Source organism: Pseudomonas sp. S150 (genome assembly GCF_004526365.1).
Classification (GTDB): Bacteria; Pseudomonadota; Gammaproteobacteria; order Pseudomonadales; family Pseudomonadaceae; genus Aquipseudomonas; species Aquipseudomonas putida_A.
The window spans coordinates 1856693-1870725 of the sequence record NZ_CP038207.1; the positions used below are offsets into that span (position 1 = coordinate 1856693).

Annotated in this window: 18 protein-coding genes; all 18 read left to right on the forward strand. The window is 58.7% G+C overall.

Annotated elements, in window-relative coordinates; all coding sequences use genetic code 11:
* Positions 1–211: 211 nt before the first annotated feature.
* The 18 genes from E3Z29_RS08435 to E3Z29_RS08520 all read left to right on the forward strand — a co-directional run bounded on the left by E3Z29_RS08435 (position 212) and on the right by E3Z29_RS08520 (position 14030).
* Positions 212–616: a tail fiber assembly protein gene (locus E3Z29_RS08435; RefSeq protein ID WP_134785551.1), complete on the forward strand. Its 405-nt coding sequence runs from the start codon at positions 212–214 to the stop codon at positions 614–616.
* Between the two features lie 49 nt (positions 617–665).
* A complete protein-coding gene (locus E3Z29_RS08440) occupies positions 666–1088 on the forward strand; it encodes a tail fiber assembly protein (RefSeq protein WP_103367843.1) in 423 nt (140 codons plus the stop codon).
* 265 nt (positions 1089–1353) lie between these two features.
* Positions 1354–1782 carry a phage tail assembly chaperone gene (locus tag E3Z29_RS08445; RefSeq protein WP_256662074.1) on the forward strand — a complete coding sequence of 143 codons (429 nt, stop codon included), beginning with the start codon at positions 1354–1356 and terminating at the stop codon, positions 1780–1782.
* A 145-nt stretch (positions 1783–1927) separates the two neighbouring features.
* Positions 1928–2269, forward strand: a complete 342-nt coding sequence (locus E3Z29_RS08450; RefSeq protein ID WP_003222183.1) for a phage holin family protein — start codon at positions 1928–1930, stop codon at positions 2267–2269.
* Between the two features lie 74 nt (positions 2270–2343).
* The gene (locus tag E3Z29_RS08455) at positions 2344–2865 is read left to right on the forward strand and encodes a hypothetical protein (protein WP_134785552.1); all 522 of its coding nucleotides are present in this window, start codon (positions 2344–2346) and stop codon (positions 2863–2865) included.
* 3 nt (positions 2866–2868) lie between these two features.
* The gene (locus E3Z29_RS08460; protein WP_103520485.1) at positions 2869–3477 is read left to right on the forward strand and encodes a phage baseplate assembly protein V; all 609 of its coding nucleotides are present in this window, start codon (positions 2869–2871) and stop codon (positions 3475–3477) included.
* A gap of 14 nt (positions 3478–3491) precedes the next feature.
* Positions 3492–3824 carry a phage baseplate protein gene (locus E3Z29_RS08465; protein ID WP_003222189.1) on the forward strand — a complete coding sequence of 111 codons (333 nt, stop codon included), beginning with the start codon at positions 3492–3494 and terminating at the stop codon, positions 3822–3824.
* Complete coding sequence (locus tag E3Z29_RS08470; RefSeq protein ID WP_134785553.1) at positions 3821–4816, forward strand: baseplate J/gp47 family protein; 996 nt, start codon at positions 3821–3823, stop codon at positions 4814–4816. The genes E3Z29_RS08465 and E3Z29_RS08470 overlap by 4 nt, the downstream gene beginning before the upstream one ends.
* Complete coding sequence (locus tag E3Z29_RS08475; protein ID WP_134785554.1) at positions 4813–5448, forward strand: phage tail protein I; 636 nt, start codon at positions 4813–4815, stop codon at positions 5446–5448. Before E3Z29_RS08470 ends, E3Z29_RS08475 begins: the two co-directional genes overlap by 4 nt.
* Complete coding sequence (locus E3Z29_RS08480; RefSeq protein ID WP_256662075.1) at positions 5449–7920, forward strand: phage tail protein; 2472 nt, start codon at positions 5449–5451, stop codon at positions 7918–7920.
* Positions 7921–7931: 11 nt separating this feature from the next.
* The gene (locus tag E3Z29_RS08485; RefSeq protein WP_102355679.1) at positions 7932–8360 is read left to right on the forward strand and encodes a phage tail protein; all 429 of its coding nucleotides are present in this window, start codon (positions 7932–7934) and stop codon (positions 8358–8360) included.
* Between the two features lie 101 nt (positions 8361–8461).
* Positions 8462–8647: a hypothetical protein gene (locus E3Z29_RS08490; RefSeq protein WP_007964321.1), complete on the forward strand. Its 186-nt coding sequence runs from the start codon at positions 8462–8464 to the stop codon at positions 8645–8647.
* 2 nt (positions 8648–8649) lie between these two features.
* Positions 8650–9816, forward strand: a complete 1167-nt coding sequence (locus E3Z29_RS08495; RefSeq protein ID WP_047291938.1) for a tail protein — start codon at positions 8650–8652, stop codon at positions 9814–9816.
* Complete coding sequence (locus E3Z29_RS08500) at positions 9816–10322, forward strand: phage major tail tube protein (protein WP_007908799.1); 507 nt, start codon at positions 9816–9818, stop codon at positions 10320–10322. The genes E3Z29_RS08495 and E3Z29_RS08500 overlap by 1 nt, the downstream gene beginning before the upstream one ends.
* 154 nt (positions 10323–10476) lie before the next feature.
* A complete protein-coding gene (locus E3Z29_RS08505; protein ID WP_027611060.1) occupies positions 10477–11058 on the forward strand; it encodes a phage tail assembly protein in 582 nt (193 codons plus the stop codon).
* A 128-nt stretch (positions 11059–11186) separates the two neighbouring features.
* Entirely contained in the window at positions 11187–13442 is a 2256-nt protein-coding gene (locus tag E3Z29_RS08510) for a phage tail tape measure protein (protein WP_134785555.1), read from the forward strand.
* A complete protein-coding gene (locus E3Z29_RS08515; RefSeq protein WP_047601251.1) occupies positions 13442–13825 on the forward strand; it encodes a phage tail protein in 384 nt (127 codons plus the stop codon). Before E3Z29_RS08510 ends, E3Z29_RS08515 begins: the two co-directional genes overlap by 1 nt.
* Positions 13818–14030 carry a tail protein X gene (locus E3Z29_RS08520; protein ID WP_095667376.1) on the forward strand — a complete coding sequence of 71 codons (213 nt, stop codon included), beginning with the start codon at positions 13818–13820 and terminating at the stop codon, positions 14028–14030. The genes E3Z29_RS08515 and E3Z29_RS08520 overlap by 8 nt, the downstream gene beginning before the upstream one ends.
* Positions 14031–14033: the final 3 nt, after the last annotated feature.

Below are 14033 nucleotides of genomic sequence, written 5' to 3' on the forward strand. Positions count from 1 at the left end.
CCGGCGGGCAGGGACCGCGGTCGGAAAAACAATTTGAATGGACTCGTACCGCGCCAGTAGCGCCGAAAAGTCAGCTTCCTTCTCGGATACAGGATTTGAAGGAAGGCGAAGGAGCGCATTACTGAAAAGCCCGGCTAAGTGCCGGGCTTTTTGGAATGCCTGCCAGATCCATCACGACATTCATCGCTAACACCGCACAAAGGAAGACTAAATGAATCTCTATGCACTGGTTGAATACAGCAAAGTTACCCAGCTCAAGGAAAGTGAAGTCAGCCCGGAAGCACCTGCTTCGCCAACTTCGTTTTGGGTTGATGTAACAGGTAATACACAGATTCGCGTCGGTTGGGGCGCAACATTCGATGGCGTCTGGACATTCACGCCGCCCTCCGAGCAAGACCTGCGCGATGAAGCGCAGCAGCAGAAATGGCAATTGCTGAATGTTGCCGCTGGCTGGTTGCTGCTCAACTCCCTGAATTACAAAGTTGAGACCGACGTTGCCACCCCGGCAGAACAAGCCCTGCTGCTGACGCACAAGCAATATTGCATCGCCGTCAGCGACATCGATAAACAGCCGGGTTATCCGGCAACTATCGTCTGGCCAGTCGCCCCGTACTGACAGACATGACAAACAGCGTTCGCTGGTAATCAATAAAAAGGAAGTTGGAATGAATCGTTACGCACTTACAACGACAGTAATGGGTTACACCGTGATTCTTCAGATCGTCGAGTCTGAGGGCGCGGCACCCGCTGTTCCGGCAAATGAACCTTTTGCCCAATGGCGCAACATCACCGGTAACGACATTGCGCAACCGGGAATGAAAATCAGCTGGGGGCCTTTTGGCGATGAGTATGTTGAGACAACTCTCCTCGAGCAACAGATGACCACCAATGGCCGCATGCAACAACGCTTTGACGCAGCCGGGCGCTGGTTGATGTTCAACCCTTTGCAATACAAGCTGGATCTCGGCATCGCCACTGCGGCAGATGAGTCGGCATTGGTTGCCTATAAGCAGTACTGCGTTGCCGTCAGCGAAGTTATCAACCAGAACACCTTCCCGACAATCAACTGGCCAGTCGCCCCGTTCTGATGCGAATGCGTTAACGCGCCTGCCTCTTAGAGCGCATTACTGAAAAGCCCGGTCTCACCAACGGGCTTTCGAAATGCCTGCCTGATTTCTGTAGCTACCCCAAAAGAACATGCGTTGCTACTGGCTCACAAGCAGTATTCCATGGCTGTCAGCGACATTGAAACAGTCCGGCTATCCGAAAAAATCATTTGGCCTGTTGCGCCTTACTGAATCTTTGGCGCATCGAGAACTTTGTCTCGGCCCATTTTGTTATAAGGAAATATTCATGAAGAAATACGTTTTCATTGAGATGAGCAATATTGCTGCGTATTCCAAGGCGGTAATGATTCAGGTCTCTGAGGACCAACCTGTCATCAATCCCCCGGGCATATCCGGCGGTTGGTACGGATTTGCAATTGAAACCGTTGTTCAAGTGGGCTGGAAGGCTACATACGGCGCGAATGGCTGGGAGTTTTCTGAGCCCACTTATCAAGACCATGTTGATCAGGTAACGCTGTTTGTACGACAGCGGCTCGGCGTAGCCGCTGGCTGGCTTGATATCAACCCGGTCAATTACAAGGTGAATCTCAGTGTTGCCACGCCAGAGGAAGAAGCCGCATGGCTCGCTTATCAGCAATATTACATTGCAGTCTCCGACGTGAAAAAACAGGCTGGCTATCCCTACACGATTGACTGGCCAGTGGCTCCGTTCTGATTCAGGCATAAGCGTTAACCCCGTCAGCGGGAGCGCATTACTGAAAAGCCCGGCCTCAGTGCCGGGCTTTTTGGAATGCCTACCTGAAGAGACATCGCTTGAACCCAACACACAACACTCATCAACTAGAACCAGGAGGCGTGACATGACAAACGAGCAACAAGCGTTGGCGGACATGCCGATCTGGCTGGTCATCCTCCTTGCCGTGGTGGGCGGGGTGTCCGGCGAAATGTGGCGCGCCGACAAGGAGGGCGCCCGTGGCTGGTCATTGCTGCGGCGTCTGGCCCTGCGCTCCGGGGCCTGCATGATCTGCGGCGTCTCGGCGATCATGCTGCTGTACGCCGCCGGACTATCCATCTGGGCCGCTGGTGCCTTCGGTTGCCTGACCGCCATGGCCGGTGCCGACGTGGCCATCGGTCTTTACGAACGCTGGGCCGCCAAGCGTATTGGCGTCTGCGAAGTTCCCCCGCCGCGCGATCCACAGTAACTCAACACTTTCTTGCCTCGCTGCACAACTCATGCGGCGGGGCTGCGCGTGGACAATTGAAAAGGAGGTCATGCATGCCCGCACCGATCCAGCAGCCTTCGCAGCTGTTCACGGCGATGGCGACTACCCTGCGCAACAGCGCCGGCCTTAATTTGCAAGTTGGCAATCACGACGACTTCACGGCACCCGGCGCTCAGGCCTGGGCATTGATCGACTTCGACCGTAATGCACCGGGCGCACGTGCCGCTGACGGGCGTATCGCCCACGTCATGACGGTGTCGCTGCAAGTCATTCCGGCACTTTCTGCGAGCGCATTTGCCGCCTGCGATCTGATCGCCGTGCTGAAAAACCTGATCACCGACAACCGTTGGAGCCTGCCCGGCGATCAATGCGATTTGCCGATGAACATTGATGGTTTGCCGTCACTGCTTGTCCGCGCCGATCAGCAATACAAGGCATGGACGCTGACCTTCACCCAGACCCTCTATCTCGGCCCGACCTTGCTCGACGACCCGCTCGGCACGCCGAAATTCGCCCGTACCTGGGAAGTCAGCAACATTGACGACCCGGACCAATACACCGCGCTGGAGGCCTGACCGATGTTCGACGCATTACTGCGCATGCAATTGGGCCCGATCATCGAGCGGCTGGCGGAGATGGAAGCGGAGATCGACGACCTGCACCGCCGCGCCGAGAGTTTCTGTCGCATCGGCGTCTGTCAGGCAGTCGATGCGGCGAGCAACACCTGCCAGGTCAGTCACGGTGGACTGCTGACGCCGGCGATCAAGTTCTTCAACCCGAGCGCCGGGGCGCAGAGCGAATCGCGGATTCCGAGCGTCGGCGAACAGTGTCTGCTGTTCAATTACGGCAGCGGTGAAAGCGGGGCGCAAAGTGTGGCGTTGTTCGGCTTGAACAGTGACCGGTTTCCACCCGTTTCCAATGTGCCGACGTTGACTCGCCGCGTACATCAGGACGGTAGCGAAAGCGGCTACGACGACGCCACGCATACCCTGCATTGGCAAAACGGCCCTGCCGCATTCAGTGGCTCTCGCGAGTCGCTTGCACTGAGCATCGGCCCGGCGCAACTGACGATGACGCCACAGCTGATCAGCCTGCAACTCGGCGCCGTCGGCCTGAGCATTGACGCCTCGGGCGTGCACTTCAGCGGCCCGTTGGTGGATCACCAGGGCCGCGTCATCAGCCCCTGAATCAAGAGCTTCCCATGATCGGAATCGATAGAGACTCCGGGGCCACGGTCGACGACTGGCTGCAGTTTGTGCAGCGCGCGACCCGGGCCCTGACCACGCCGCTGGGCACCCGGCAAAAAAGGCCCCTTTATGGCTCGCTGATCCCCACGCTGCTGGGGCAGAACCTCGGTGACGACGTTCTGCTTCTGGCCCAGAGCCACGCGGCTCAGGCGTTCTACAACGCGCAGAACGGGATCAGCGATTTTCAGCCGAGCGTGATCGTCGCCAGCCGTCAGGGCGCCGGTCTGCTGCTGCGTTTCGCCGGCACCTGGAAAAACCGTCAACAGACCTTCGAGGTAGTGACATGAGCATGTTGATCCCCGGCCAGAACCAATTGGCCGAACCGGCGCTGATCACCGTCGACGCCTTCGAAGACCTGCTCGCCGAGTTCAAGACCTTCGTCGTCGAGTACGTCGGCGCCCGAGCGCCCGAAAGCGCGGCGAAACTCAAGACCAGCCTCGACAACGAGAGCGAACTGCTGACCCTGGCGCTTGAGGCTTTCTGCGTGCGCCTGCAAACCCACGAACGCAAATACAACGCCCGCATCAAGCAGATGCTGGCGTGGTGGGCGACCGGCAGCAACCTCGATGCACGGCTGGCGGACATGGGCCTGGAGCGACAGTTGCTCGATGCGGGTGACCCGGCAGCCTTCCCGCCAATACCACCGATTTATGAAAGTGATGACGACGCCCGGCTGCGCTATTACCTGGCGCCGCATGCCCCGGCAGCGGGCTCGCGAATGCAGTATCGCCGCGAGGTATTCACCCTCGGTGAACGGCCAACGGTGAAGGTCGAATCCAGCGATGCTGGCGTGGTGAGTGTCACCTACACCTTCAACCCTGATGGCCTTGCGGCACAGGTCAAGGACGGCAACGGTCGGCGTACTGCGCCGGGCGAAGTGCAGGTCACGGTGTTGTCGCGAGACGGCGATGGCACTCCGTCTGCAGCGTTGCTGGATGGCGTTCGTCAGCACTTCGCCCGCCCTGATGTGCGACCGGAAACCGATCTGGTCACGGTCAAGGCAGCCGACATTCAGCGCTACAAGATTCGTGTCGTGGCCAAGATCAATTCCGGTCCCGATTCGGGCCTGACCAAAGTCGCCGCGCAACAGCAATTGCAGGCCTACGCCGACAGTTGCCATCGCCTCGAAGGGCGGGTCGATCCGAGCTGGATCGACTACACGTTGCACAGCGCCGGCGCCGTACAACTGCAGATTCTTGAACCGCTGGCGCCGATCGTCACCACTGCGTTTCAGGCACCGTACTGCACGGCGGTCGAGGTCGAGGTGCTGACGCTATGAATGAGCCAACGCATAGCCCGACGTTGCTGCCGGCCAACAGCTCGGCACTCGAACGTGGATTGGATCTGGGCTTTGGCGCACTGCTTGATCGCATCGCGCCGCCGTTCCCCGAACTGATGAACCCGAGCGAAACGCCGGTCGCATTTCTGCCGTATCTGGCAGCGGATCGCGGTGTCGCCGAATGGAGCACCAGCGCACCGGAAGCGGAAAAGCGCCTGACCGTCGAACTGGCCTGGCCCACCGCGCGGCAGGCCGGCACTCGCAAGGCGCTGGAGAACGCGGCCAAGGGTTTGCAACTGCGCCCCGAAGTCCGCGCCTGGTACGAACAGACGCCTCCCGGCGTGCCTTACAGCTTCAGGGTGCGCGCTTTCAGCGATCAACCCTACAGCGCAGAAATCGACGCCCGTCTCGACCGGCGTCTGGCTGATGCCAAGAGCGAGCGGGACATCCTTTCGGTGACGGTTGGCTTGAGCGCGTTCGGCAGCCACTCCATCGCCGCCGCGACTTTCTGCGGTGAGCTGACGACGGTTTATCCGGTGTTCATCGAAGGGCTCGAAACCTCTGGCGAGGCGTTCATGGCCGCCGCGATGTACACCGTCGAAACATCCACTATTTATCCTCAGGGGGCCTGAATGGCTGACTATTACACCCTGCTTACCAACGCAGGGATTGCCTACGAAACGGCGTGCAAGGCCGCGGGCACGCCGATCAAGTTGACGCAGATTTCCGTCGGCGACGGCGGCGGCTCGGTCTACAACCCGGCCGCAACCGCCACCGCGCTGAAACGCGAAGTCTGGCGCGGGCCGCTCAATGCGCTGTTCCAGGACGAGAAGAATCCGAGCTGGCTGCTCGCCGAAGTGACCATTCCGCCCGATGTTGGCGGCTGGTATGTGCGAGAGGCCGGGCTGTGGACTGACACCGGCATTCTCTACGCCATCGTCAAATATCCGGAGTCATTCAAACCGGTTCTGGCTACTTCGGGTTCGGGCAAAGAGTTCTACATTCGCTCGATTTTCGAGACCAGCAATGCATCCCTGGTGACGCTGCTGATCGACGACACCGTGGTCAAGGCCACCCGTGCCTGGGTCATGAGTTATCTGGCCGAAGAACTCGGCAAACTCGATGGCAAGCAATCGGTGCGCGTCGCGGCATCCTCCAACATCGTGTTGAACGGTGCCCAGCAGATTGACGGCGTGGCCGTGATTGCCGGTGACCGTGTGCTGCTGGCGAACCAGACGCTGGCCAAGGACAACGGCCTGTGGATCGTCGCCAATGGCGACTGGGTGCGGGCGACTGATGCCAATACCAGCGCCAAGGTCACGCCAGGCCTGACGGTCATGGTGGAGGAGGGTACGGCCAACGGTGATTCGCTGTGGCACCTGACCACGAATGCGCCGATTACCCTTGGCACTACTGCGCTGACGTTCAAGATGTTGGCCGGGCGAACCGGGATTGCGGCCGGGACTTACAAGAGTCTGACGGTTGATGAATATGGTCGGGCGACTGCCGGTGCCAATCCTGAAACGCTGGCCGGGTTTGGGATCAAGGATTCCTACACCAAGGCTGAAGTTGAAGCGCTGATTGCCAAGGCTTCGGCGTTGCCGGTGGGTTCGATTGTTGCGTTCCCGGTGGATGCACCGCCGCCGGGTTTTCTGGAGCTGGATAACAGCGTCAAGAGCAGTGCGACTTACCCGGACTTGAGCGCTTATCTGGGCGGCAAGTTTGATAAGGGTGATGAGGGTGTCGGGAATTTCCGTTTGCCGGAAGCGCGTGGGGAGTTTTTGCGCGGTTGGGATCATGGGCGGGGAGTCGACTTGGGACGTCAAGTCGGTAGCTTTCAGGCTGATGATTATAAAAGTCACAGTCACCGGTACTTTGACAGCGTAGCTGCAAACATTGACCCTTTTGGGGGTACGAGCGCTGGAGTTGTTAACGGTGTCGTAACACCTCCCGCTACGGGTGGGTATCTGGCAACTTCAGGGCCTGATTCAAACAATTTGACGTCGCCCACAACTACCGTCAATGCAGGGGGAAATGAAACTCGCCCCCGCAACATCGCTATCATGTGGTGCATCAAAGCCTGGAACGCCCCGGTCAATCAGGGAACCATCGATGTAGCCGCACTGGCCAAGGAAGTCGAACGCCTCAAATCCGCGGTTCCGGTGGGTGCTATTTTGGCCTTCCCGACGGGGATCGTTGCGCCCGGTTATCTGGAGCTGGATGGCAGTGTGCAGAGCATTGCGACCTATCCGGATTTGGCGGCGTTTCTCAGTACCACTTACAACAGGGGCGATGAGGGTTCCGGTAACTTCCGCTTGCCGGAATCACGCGGTGAGTTCTTGCGTGGTTGGGATCATGGGCGCGGGGTGGATGCGGGCCGAACTTTGGGGAGTTGGCAAAAAGGTACTTTGCAGTCCTTTGACCCATCTAATGTTAACCCCGCAGTTTCCGGTCTCTGGCACAACACCGCATCGGATGCGGATATAGGCAAGTTACACGGCCTTGATCCGCATACAGCTTTGGACTATTCCGTCAGTAACGCAGTTTTCACCACGGGCTCGACGCCGGTAAATGCAAGTGCTTTAGGTGTGTCTCGCCCTCGCAACATCGCTGTCATGTGGTGCATCAAAGCGTGGAACGCCCCGGTCAACGAGGGAAGCATTGATATTGCCGGGTTGGCCGTTTTGGCGCAGCAAGCGACTGAGTTCCATCAAGGTACGGCGAAAGTTGCCACGCAAACACAAACAGAAGACGGTGTTGATGACACGACAATCGTCACCCCAAAAAAGCTACGTTTTGGATTTTCAGCAAGTTTTACCTCAAACGGCTACATCGTTTTCCCGAAGTGGATGGGAAGTCTCATTATGCAGTGGGGGCTCTCTCCGGCCGTTGCTTCGGGTGCATTAAATACTCAAGCGTTTCCATTGGCCTTTCCTGTGTTCCCTTTCGCGGTGCTGATCAATTACGCCGATGGTGCAACACAAGTCGGTGCTGGACGTGGCAGCCCTTGGCAGCTTGGTAACTGGACTAAGACAAATTTTAATTGGTCGCATAGCGGTACATCGGCGACGGCCCAGTTTTACTGGTTTGCGGTTGGCCGATAGAGGAAAAAAATATGCGTTACTACAGCAAGTCGACAGGTTGTACCTATCTTGAAGGTATTCACAAAGAGATGCCGGCAGACGCAGTATTGATTACTGAATCACGGTTTGCCGAGGTTTTGGGCACATCCAGTCCTGGCAAAGTTCGCAGCCATGACTCGGAGGGGCTCCCAATTTGGGTTAATCCGCCAGAGCCCACGGTAGAAGTATTAGCTGCCGAAGAGCGTGTGTGGAGAGATTTGGAGTTTGAAAGAGTCAAATGGTTACGTGAGAGACATCGTGACCAAGTCGAAATTAATCAGCGGCCTACTCTAGCTCCAGAACAGTTCAGCGAACTCCTGTTTTTCCTTCGTAGCCTGCGTGATTGGCCACAATCGCCCGATTTTCCATCCAAAGATTCACGCCCGGTAGTACCGGCCTGGATCGCCGAACAGCCCGAATAAACGCCCCGCACTCCGGCGCGTTTTCTTATCCGCCCAATACATTCAACACCCGCCAAAGCCCCTCCCCACGAGGGGCTTTCCCGTTTATGGAGAAACGAAAAATGGCAACCCGCCAAACCTACACCGTGCTCGTTCCATTCCCCACCGGCGGTGGGCACTGGTCGAGCGTCGGTCAAGACCTGGATCTGCTCGACGTCGAGGCCAGTGCCCTGCACAGCGCCGGTCGACTGGAACTGAAAACACCCTCCACCCAGGCCAAAAAGGCCGCTGCCAAGAAGGCTGACTAACCATGGCTGAGGTTTTGAACTTCGAGCACAACGGCATTACCGTCAATGCCACCGAATCCCCCGAGGCCATGGGTGGCCTGGGTGACAACGTCATCGGTCTGGTCGGCACCGCGCCGAAAGCCGATCCGCTGATTCCGCGCAACGCACCGTTCCGCATCAACAGCTTCACCACCCACGCGCTGCTCGATCCGACCGGCGCTGAAGAAGGCACGCTGTATCACGCGGTTTACCAGATCCTCAAAGTGGTCAAGGTACCAGTGTACGTGGTGATCGTCGAAGCGGGCGCGACCCCGGCCGACACCGTCAACGCAGTGATCGGCGGTGTCGATCCAACCACCGGCCGCAAGCTCGGTCTGGCGGCACTGGGCAGTGTCCCAGAAGACCTGACCATCATCGGCGCGCCAGGCTTCACCGGCACCAAAGCGGTGGCCAGCGAGTTCGCCTCGTTCGGCAAGCGCATCAAGGCCCGTGTGGTGCTGGACGGCAAGGATGCCTCGGTCGCAGATCAAGTGACTTACAGCCAGGAACTGGGCGGCGCCGATCTAGGCTTTGACCGTTGCCTGGTGGTGCACAACATGCCCGCCGTGTACTCGAAAGCCGCGAAGAAAAACGTGTTCCTCGCGCCGTCCAGCCTGGCGATTGCCGCGCTGGCCAAGGTCAAGCAGTGGGAGAGCCCGGGCAACCAGGTGACCTACGCCGAAGACGTGTCCCGGGTCGTTGAATACAACATCCTCGACACCTCCACAGAAGGCGATCTGCTCAACCGTTACGGCGTGAGCTACTACGCCCGCACTGTGCTCGGCGGCTTCTCGCTGCTGGGTAACCGCTCGATCACCGGCAAGTTCATCAGCTACGTCGGCCTCGAAGATGCGATCAGCCGCAAGCTGGTCAAGGCCGGTCAGAAAGCCATGGCCAAGAACCTGACCAAGTCGTTCATGGATCAGGAGGTCAAGCGCATCAACGACTGGCTGCAGACCTTGGTCGCCGACGAAACCATTCCTGGCGGCAGCGTGTACCTGCACCCGGAACTCAACAGCGTCGAGAAGTACAAGAACGGCACCTGGTACGTGGTCATCGACTACGGCCGCTACGCGCCGAACGAACACATGGTTTATCAACTCAACGCCCGCGATGAAATCATCGAGCAGTTCCTGGAGGACGTTCTCTAATGTTTACCAACCGCGTAAGACAGGCCATCGCGGCCACCCTGCAGGGCCTGCCGCTGTCGGCGACCGTGGAGGAATTCACCCCGCCGAAAATCGATTTCGACATGGAAAACATGACGGGCGGGCGCTTCATCGTTGAGGAAATGGCCAAGAGTGCCAAGCCGCTGAATGCTCAGATCAAGCTGCAGGGCACGGGCGCCGAAGTGTTGCTCGCCATGGGTGTGAAATTGGGCGACGACATTCTGCTGAACGTGCGTGAAGCCGGTCAGGATCAGGACGGCAACACCTGGTTTACCTATCACACCATCGGCGGCAAGCTCAAAACCATGGGTGAAGACGCAATCAAAATGGGCGGCAAAGCCCTGACGACGCTGGACTTCTCCTGCCGCACCTACAACCGTCTGGAAAACGGCATCCCGGTGATCGACATCGACGTACGCACCCAGAAGTTCGTGCTTAACGGCGTCGACATCCTTGGTGATGCGCGCCGTGCGGTGCTGATGCCGTAACCCTCGATACACCCCAAACCCTGTAGGAGTGAGCCTGCTCGCGATGAGGCCAGCACATTCAACATCAATGTGCCTGAAAGACCGCCATCGCGAGCAGGCTCACTCCTACAAGGGGATTGCTACACCCCCTCAAGAATCACCAAGGAATTCATACATGTCGTGGATGCCACCCAAGCATGACCTGCTGTCGCCGATCACCGGTGACGACGGCGCGCAGATCGAGCAGATCCAGCTAAAGCCGCTGTTCTACGCCGCGCAAAAAGAAGCGCTGGAACGCGCCGGCGATGATGAAGACGATCAGTTCTTCGAACTGGCGCTGCTCGCCACCGGCCTGTCGGTCAAGGAACTCGACCAGCTGAAACGCCCGGACTACGTGAGCATCGCTCAGTACGTGCACGAGATGTCGACCCGTCCGGCGTCGTACTTTCTGGAGCAGGTCGAGGACGCGGAAAAGTCCGACGATCCTGACGAAGTGCAACTGCTGCAACCGCTCGCCGTGACCGGCCGCACCGTGACCTCGCTGTCGCTGGAAATGCCCGCACTGCGCGCCACCAAAGTGATGAAGAAACTGAAAACGGCCAAAGAACGCGCCGAGTTCATCACTGCCCACTGCACCGGTCTGATGATCCCCGATCTGGCCCAACTGAGCGTCCCTGACTGGACCCAATTGCAGGTGCGCATCGACGATTTTTTAAACCAGCCGGCGGCCTACTTTCGGAACGCGACATCGAAGTAATCCTCGATATCGTCCCGCTCATTTACCCGGTAAGTGAAGCGGAGATTCTGGAATGGGACGCCGAAAAGGCGTTGCGCCGCTACGACATAGCGATCACTCGCCTTGGCGTGAAACAGGAGTAGAGCGGCATGGCAGATGATAACTATGCGTTGACGTTCGCTGAGGTCAATCAAGAAACCCGGGCATTGAGCACGGCCAGCAAGACTGCCGCCTTGATGGCTCCGACGATGTCAGCAGGAGCCGCAACACCTGCTTCGAACTTTGACGGCAGTGTTGCCGGGCTAAGCCTGGCGCTGGCCGATGCCACCAGCGAATTGCGAAATCTGACCGCCGAGCAGGTTCAGCTCAGGGATGTGTTGGGATCGATACACGCTGTGCTGCTTTCACAGCGCTCGCTGCAACAGTCTCTCAATGACCGGCCAGCACTAGCGGGCAGCGCGGCCGTGGGAGCTGAGTCGAAACCGTCAGGCGTCAATGGCGCAACGCAACCTTTCAAATACCTGCAGCCAGCGATCAACCTTGATAGCACGATGGCGCGACTGGGACGGGTTGCAGGCGTTGAGGGCGATCAACGCGATGCGTTGCGGGTGTCGTTGGAGAAAATGGCCGCCGAGCGCAAAGTGGCAGCCGGCGGTACCACGGTGCTGGATCTGGCAGGCGTGATGTATGCCGGTAACAAAGGTGGGGTTGGTAGCGATCAGAAGACTGAAGCCGCCCGGCAAAAAGACCTCAGTGATTTCACCCGAGACACTGGCATCACGGCCACAGCCTTTGAGATGAAGGCGCCGGATGTTGCGGATCTGCTGATCGGCTGGCGCACCTCAATGGGGCTCGACCGAGCCAAGACCCTCGACCTCGCCGATGCCACCAGCGTGCTGGGAAGCCGATTGAGTGCCACGGTGGCTGACATTGGTTCGATCCTCAGCAACTACGGCGCTTCGGCAAAAGGTGCGGGGCTGAGTCCCGAACAGACTGCGGCTTTTGCTGCGGCAATGCTCAATGTCAACGTCAACAGGGCTGACGCCGGAGTGGCACTGGAGAGGATCACCACGACGCTGGCGTTGGGCGACAACGCATCAGTTAGTCAGAAAGCGGTGATCGCTCAACTTGACCTCGATCCAAAGGCCCTCGCTGCGCAGATGCAAGGGGACGCCCCCGGCGCGATTCTCAAGGTGCTTGAAGCGCTGAAGACAAAATCCCCCGAGCAGCAAGCCAGCCTGGCGATGACGCTTTTTTCGATCGACCAGCCGGTTGTGAAAATGCTCGAGCGCAGCGCTGATGTGCGAGGTGCATTTGATCTCGTCAAAGATAAACAGCAGTACGCATCCTCGGCGCGAGGCGAGGAGGGCGGAGCAGTCAATCAGGCTGCGCTGAAGCTGTCGGATACGTCGCAAACGGGCTGGAACATTTTCACCGCTCAGAAAGATCGTCTCCTTAGCTCCGCTGGCGCTGCTGTGCTGCCTGATTTTGACAGGCTCACGGGGGTGATGGCGTGGGCGACCGATGGCTTGAGCAGCATGGCTGAAGAGTCACCGGAGCTCGCGCGGACGTTGATTTTGAGTATTGCCGGTATCAAGGGCGTGCAGGTCGCTGGGTCGATGCTGGCCAAGGGCATTAGAGGAACGACATCCACTATCGACAACCTCAAGTTCGTCGGCACAACTGCCATATCCTGGGGTTCCGCAGCGCTTAACGGTGCGAAGGCTTGGGGGGGCGTTGCGCTGAACAATGCCAAGACTTGGGGTTCCGCTGGGCTTAACAATGCCAAGACTCTGGGATCCGTTGCGCTTGACCGAGCTAAATACCTGACATCCGGTCCAGGCCGAAGTCTGGTCAGTCAAGGTGCCCGTATCGGTCGTGTAGCTGGCCCTCTGAGTATGCCGTTGATGATGCTCGACTCCGGTATGGACGTGGTCAACGGCTTGCTCGATGCCGATGGCAAACAAACAGCTAGAGGAGCGGGCGGCCTGGTGGGTGGGGTTGCTGGAAATTACCTGGGGGCGCGCGTTGGTGCCTTCCTGGGGGCTTTCGCCGGTCCTGCCGGGGCACTTGTCGGTGGAGGGGTTGGCGGAGCAGCTGGCACCTACTATGGCAATCAGTGGGGAAGCGCATTGGGTGAAAAACTCGCGACGCCTGCACCGAACCAACTCGCCCCGCCGGCAGAGGTTGCCAAAGAACTGCCGAGCGCGCAGACGCAAAACCAGCAAGTCACCTTCTCCCCACTGATCCAGGTCACCTGTCCGGCGCCAGATACTGCCGAGCAGATTCGTACGATCATCGGCCAACAACTGAGCGGGCAATTCCACGGGCAGTTCCTGCCGTTGCTGACAAACAACCCCCTCGCCACCCGCCGTGACGCAGCCCTCACCGATGGAGTCGACTGATGAAACAACAAATGGCTCTGGGCAGTTTCATCTTCGGCCTGTCGCGCAACTTCGCCTACAGCACGCTGGCGCGAAAGTCCGACGGTGGCTGGAGCGACATCCAGATCCTGACCAGCAAACCCAAGTCCAGTCAGACCGGGCAGAAAGCGGAATCGCTGACCATCAGCGGCACCTCGATGTATGCCGTGGCCATGGATCGACTCGATGAGTTACGCGCACTTCAGGCACAGCGTGTGCCGCTGCCGTTGATTGACGGTATCGGGCGCAACTGGGGTCTGTGGCGGATCAACAGCATCGACGAGAACCAGAGCGAGGTCATCGATGACGGCACCGCGATGGTGATCAAGTGGGTGGTCGGATTAACGGAGTTCAACAATGCGTAAGGTACGAAGCGTGGCCGGTGATTCAGTGAATCTGCTGCTCTACCGCGAAACCGGGCGCAGTGATGACACAGCCGAAGAGGCCCTGTGGACACTCAACCCGACCCTGGCCGAACACGGCCCGATCCTGCCTGCTGGCGTTTGGGTCACGTTGCCGGAGCTCGACTCGAAACCGGCCACGATCAAACCGCTCACGGCCTGGGATTAAGGA

What these genes read in the sequence shown, in the direction of transcription:
- E3Z29_RS08460 (WP_103520485.1), top strand. Translation starts at nt 2,869, where the DNA reads ATGTTCGACGCATTACTGCGCATGCAATTGGGCCCGATCATCGAGCGG.
- E3Z29_RS08450 (WP_003222183.1), top strand. Translation starts at nt 1,928, where the DNA reads ATGACAAACGAGCAACAAGCGTTGGCGGACATGCCGATCTGGCTGGTC.
- E3Z29_RS08465 (WP_003222189.1), top strand. Translation starts at nt 3,492, where the DNA reads ATGATCGGAATCGATAGAGACTCCGGGGCCACGGTCGACGACTGGCTG.
- E3Z29_RS08515 (WP_047601251.1), top strand. Translation starts at nt 13,442, where the DNA reads ATGAAACAACAAATGGCTCTGGGCAGTTTCATCTTCGGCCTGTCGCGC.
- E3Z29_RS08490 (WP_007964321.1), top strand. Translation starts at nt 8,462, where the DNA reads ATGGCAACCCGCCAAACCTACACCGTGCTCGTTCCATTCCCCACCGGC.
- E3Z29_RS08480 (WP_256662075.1), top strand. Translation starts at nt 5,449, where the DNA reads ATGGCTGACTATTACACCCTGCTTACCAACGCAGGGATTGCCTACGAA.
- E3Z29_RS08485 (WP_102355679.1), top strand. Translation starts at nt 7,932, where the DNA reads ATGCGTTACTACAGCAAGTCGACAGGTTGTACCTATCTTGAAGGTATT.
- E3Z29_RS08440 (WP_103367843.1), top strand. Translation starts at nt 666, where the DNA reads ATGAATCGTTACGCACTTACAACGACAGTAATGGGTTACACCGTGATT.
- E3Z29_RS08470 (WP_134785553.1), top strand. Translation starts at nt 3,821, where the DNA reads ATGAGCATGTTGATCCCCGGCCAGAACCAATTGGCCGAACCGGCGCTG.
- E3Z29_RS08475 (WP_134785554.1), top strand. Translation starts at nt 4,813, where the DNA reads ATGAATGAGCCAACGCATAGCCCGACGTTGCTGCCGGCCAACAGCTCG.
- E3Z29_RS08500 (WP_007908799.1), top strand. Translation starts at nt 9,816, where the DNA reads ATGTTTACCAACCGCGTAAGACAGGCCATCGCGGCCACCCTGCAGGGC.
- E3Z29_RS08510 (WP_134785555.1), top strand. Translation starts at nt 11,187, where the DNA reads ATGGCAGATGATAACTATGCGTTGACGTTCGCTGAGGTCAATCAAGAA.
- E3Z29_RS08495 (WP_047291938.1), top strand. Translation starts at nt 8,650, where the DNA reads ATGGCTGAGGTTTTGAACTTCGAGCACAACGGCATTACCGTCAATGCC.
- E3Z29_RS08505 (WP_027611060.1), top strand. Translation starts at nt 10,477, where the DNA reads ATGTCGTGGATGCCACCCAAGCATGACCTGCTGTCGCCGATCACCGGT.
- E3Z29_RS08520 (WP_095667376.1), top strand. Translation starts at nt 13,818, where the DNA reads ATGCGTAAGGTACGAAGCGTGGCCGGTGATTCAGTGAATCTGCTGCTC.
- E3Z29_RS08445 (WP_256662074.1), top strand. Translation starts at nt 1,354, where the DNA reads ATGAAGAAATACGTTTTCATTGAGATGAGCAATATTGCTGCGTATTCC.
- E3Z29_RS08455 (WP_134785552.1), top strand. Translation starts at nt 2,344, where the DNA reads ATGCCCGCACCGATCCAGCAGCCTTCGCAGCTGTTCACGGCGATGGCG.
- E3Z29_RS08435 (WP_134785551.1), top strand. Translation starts at nt 212, where the DNA reads ATGAATCTCTATGCACTGGTTGAATACAGCAAAGTTACCCAGCTCAAG.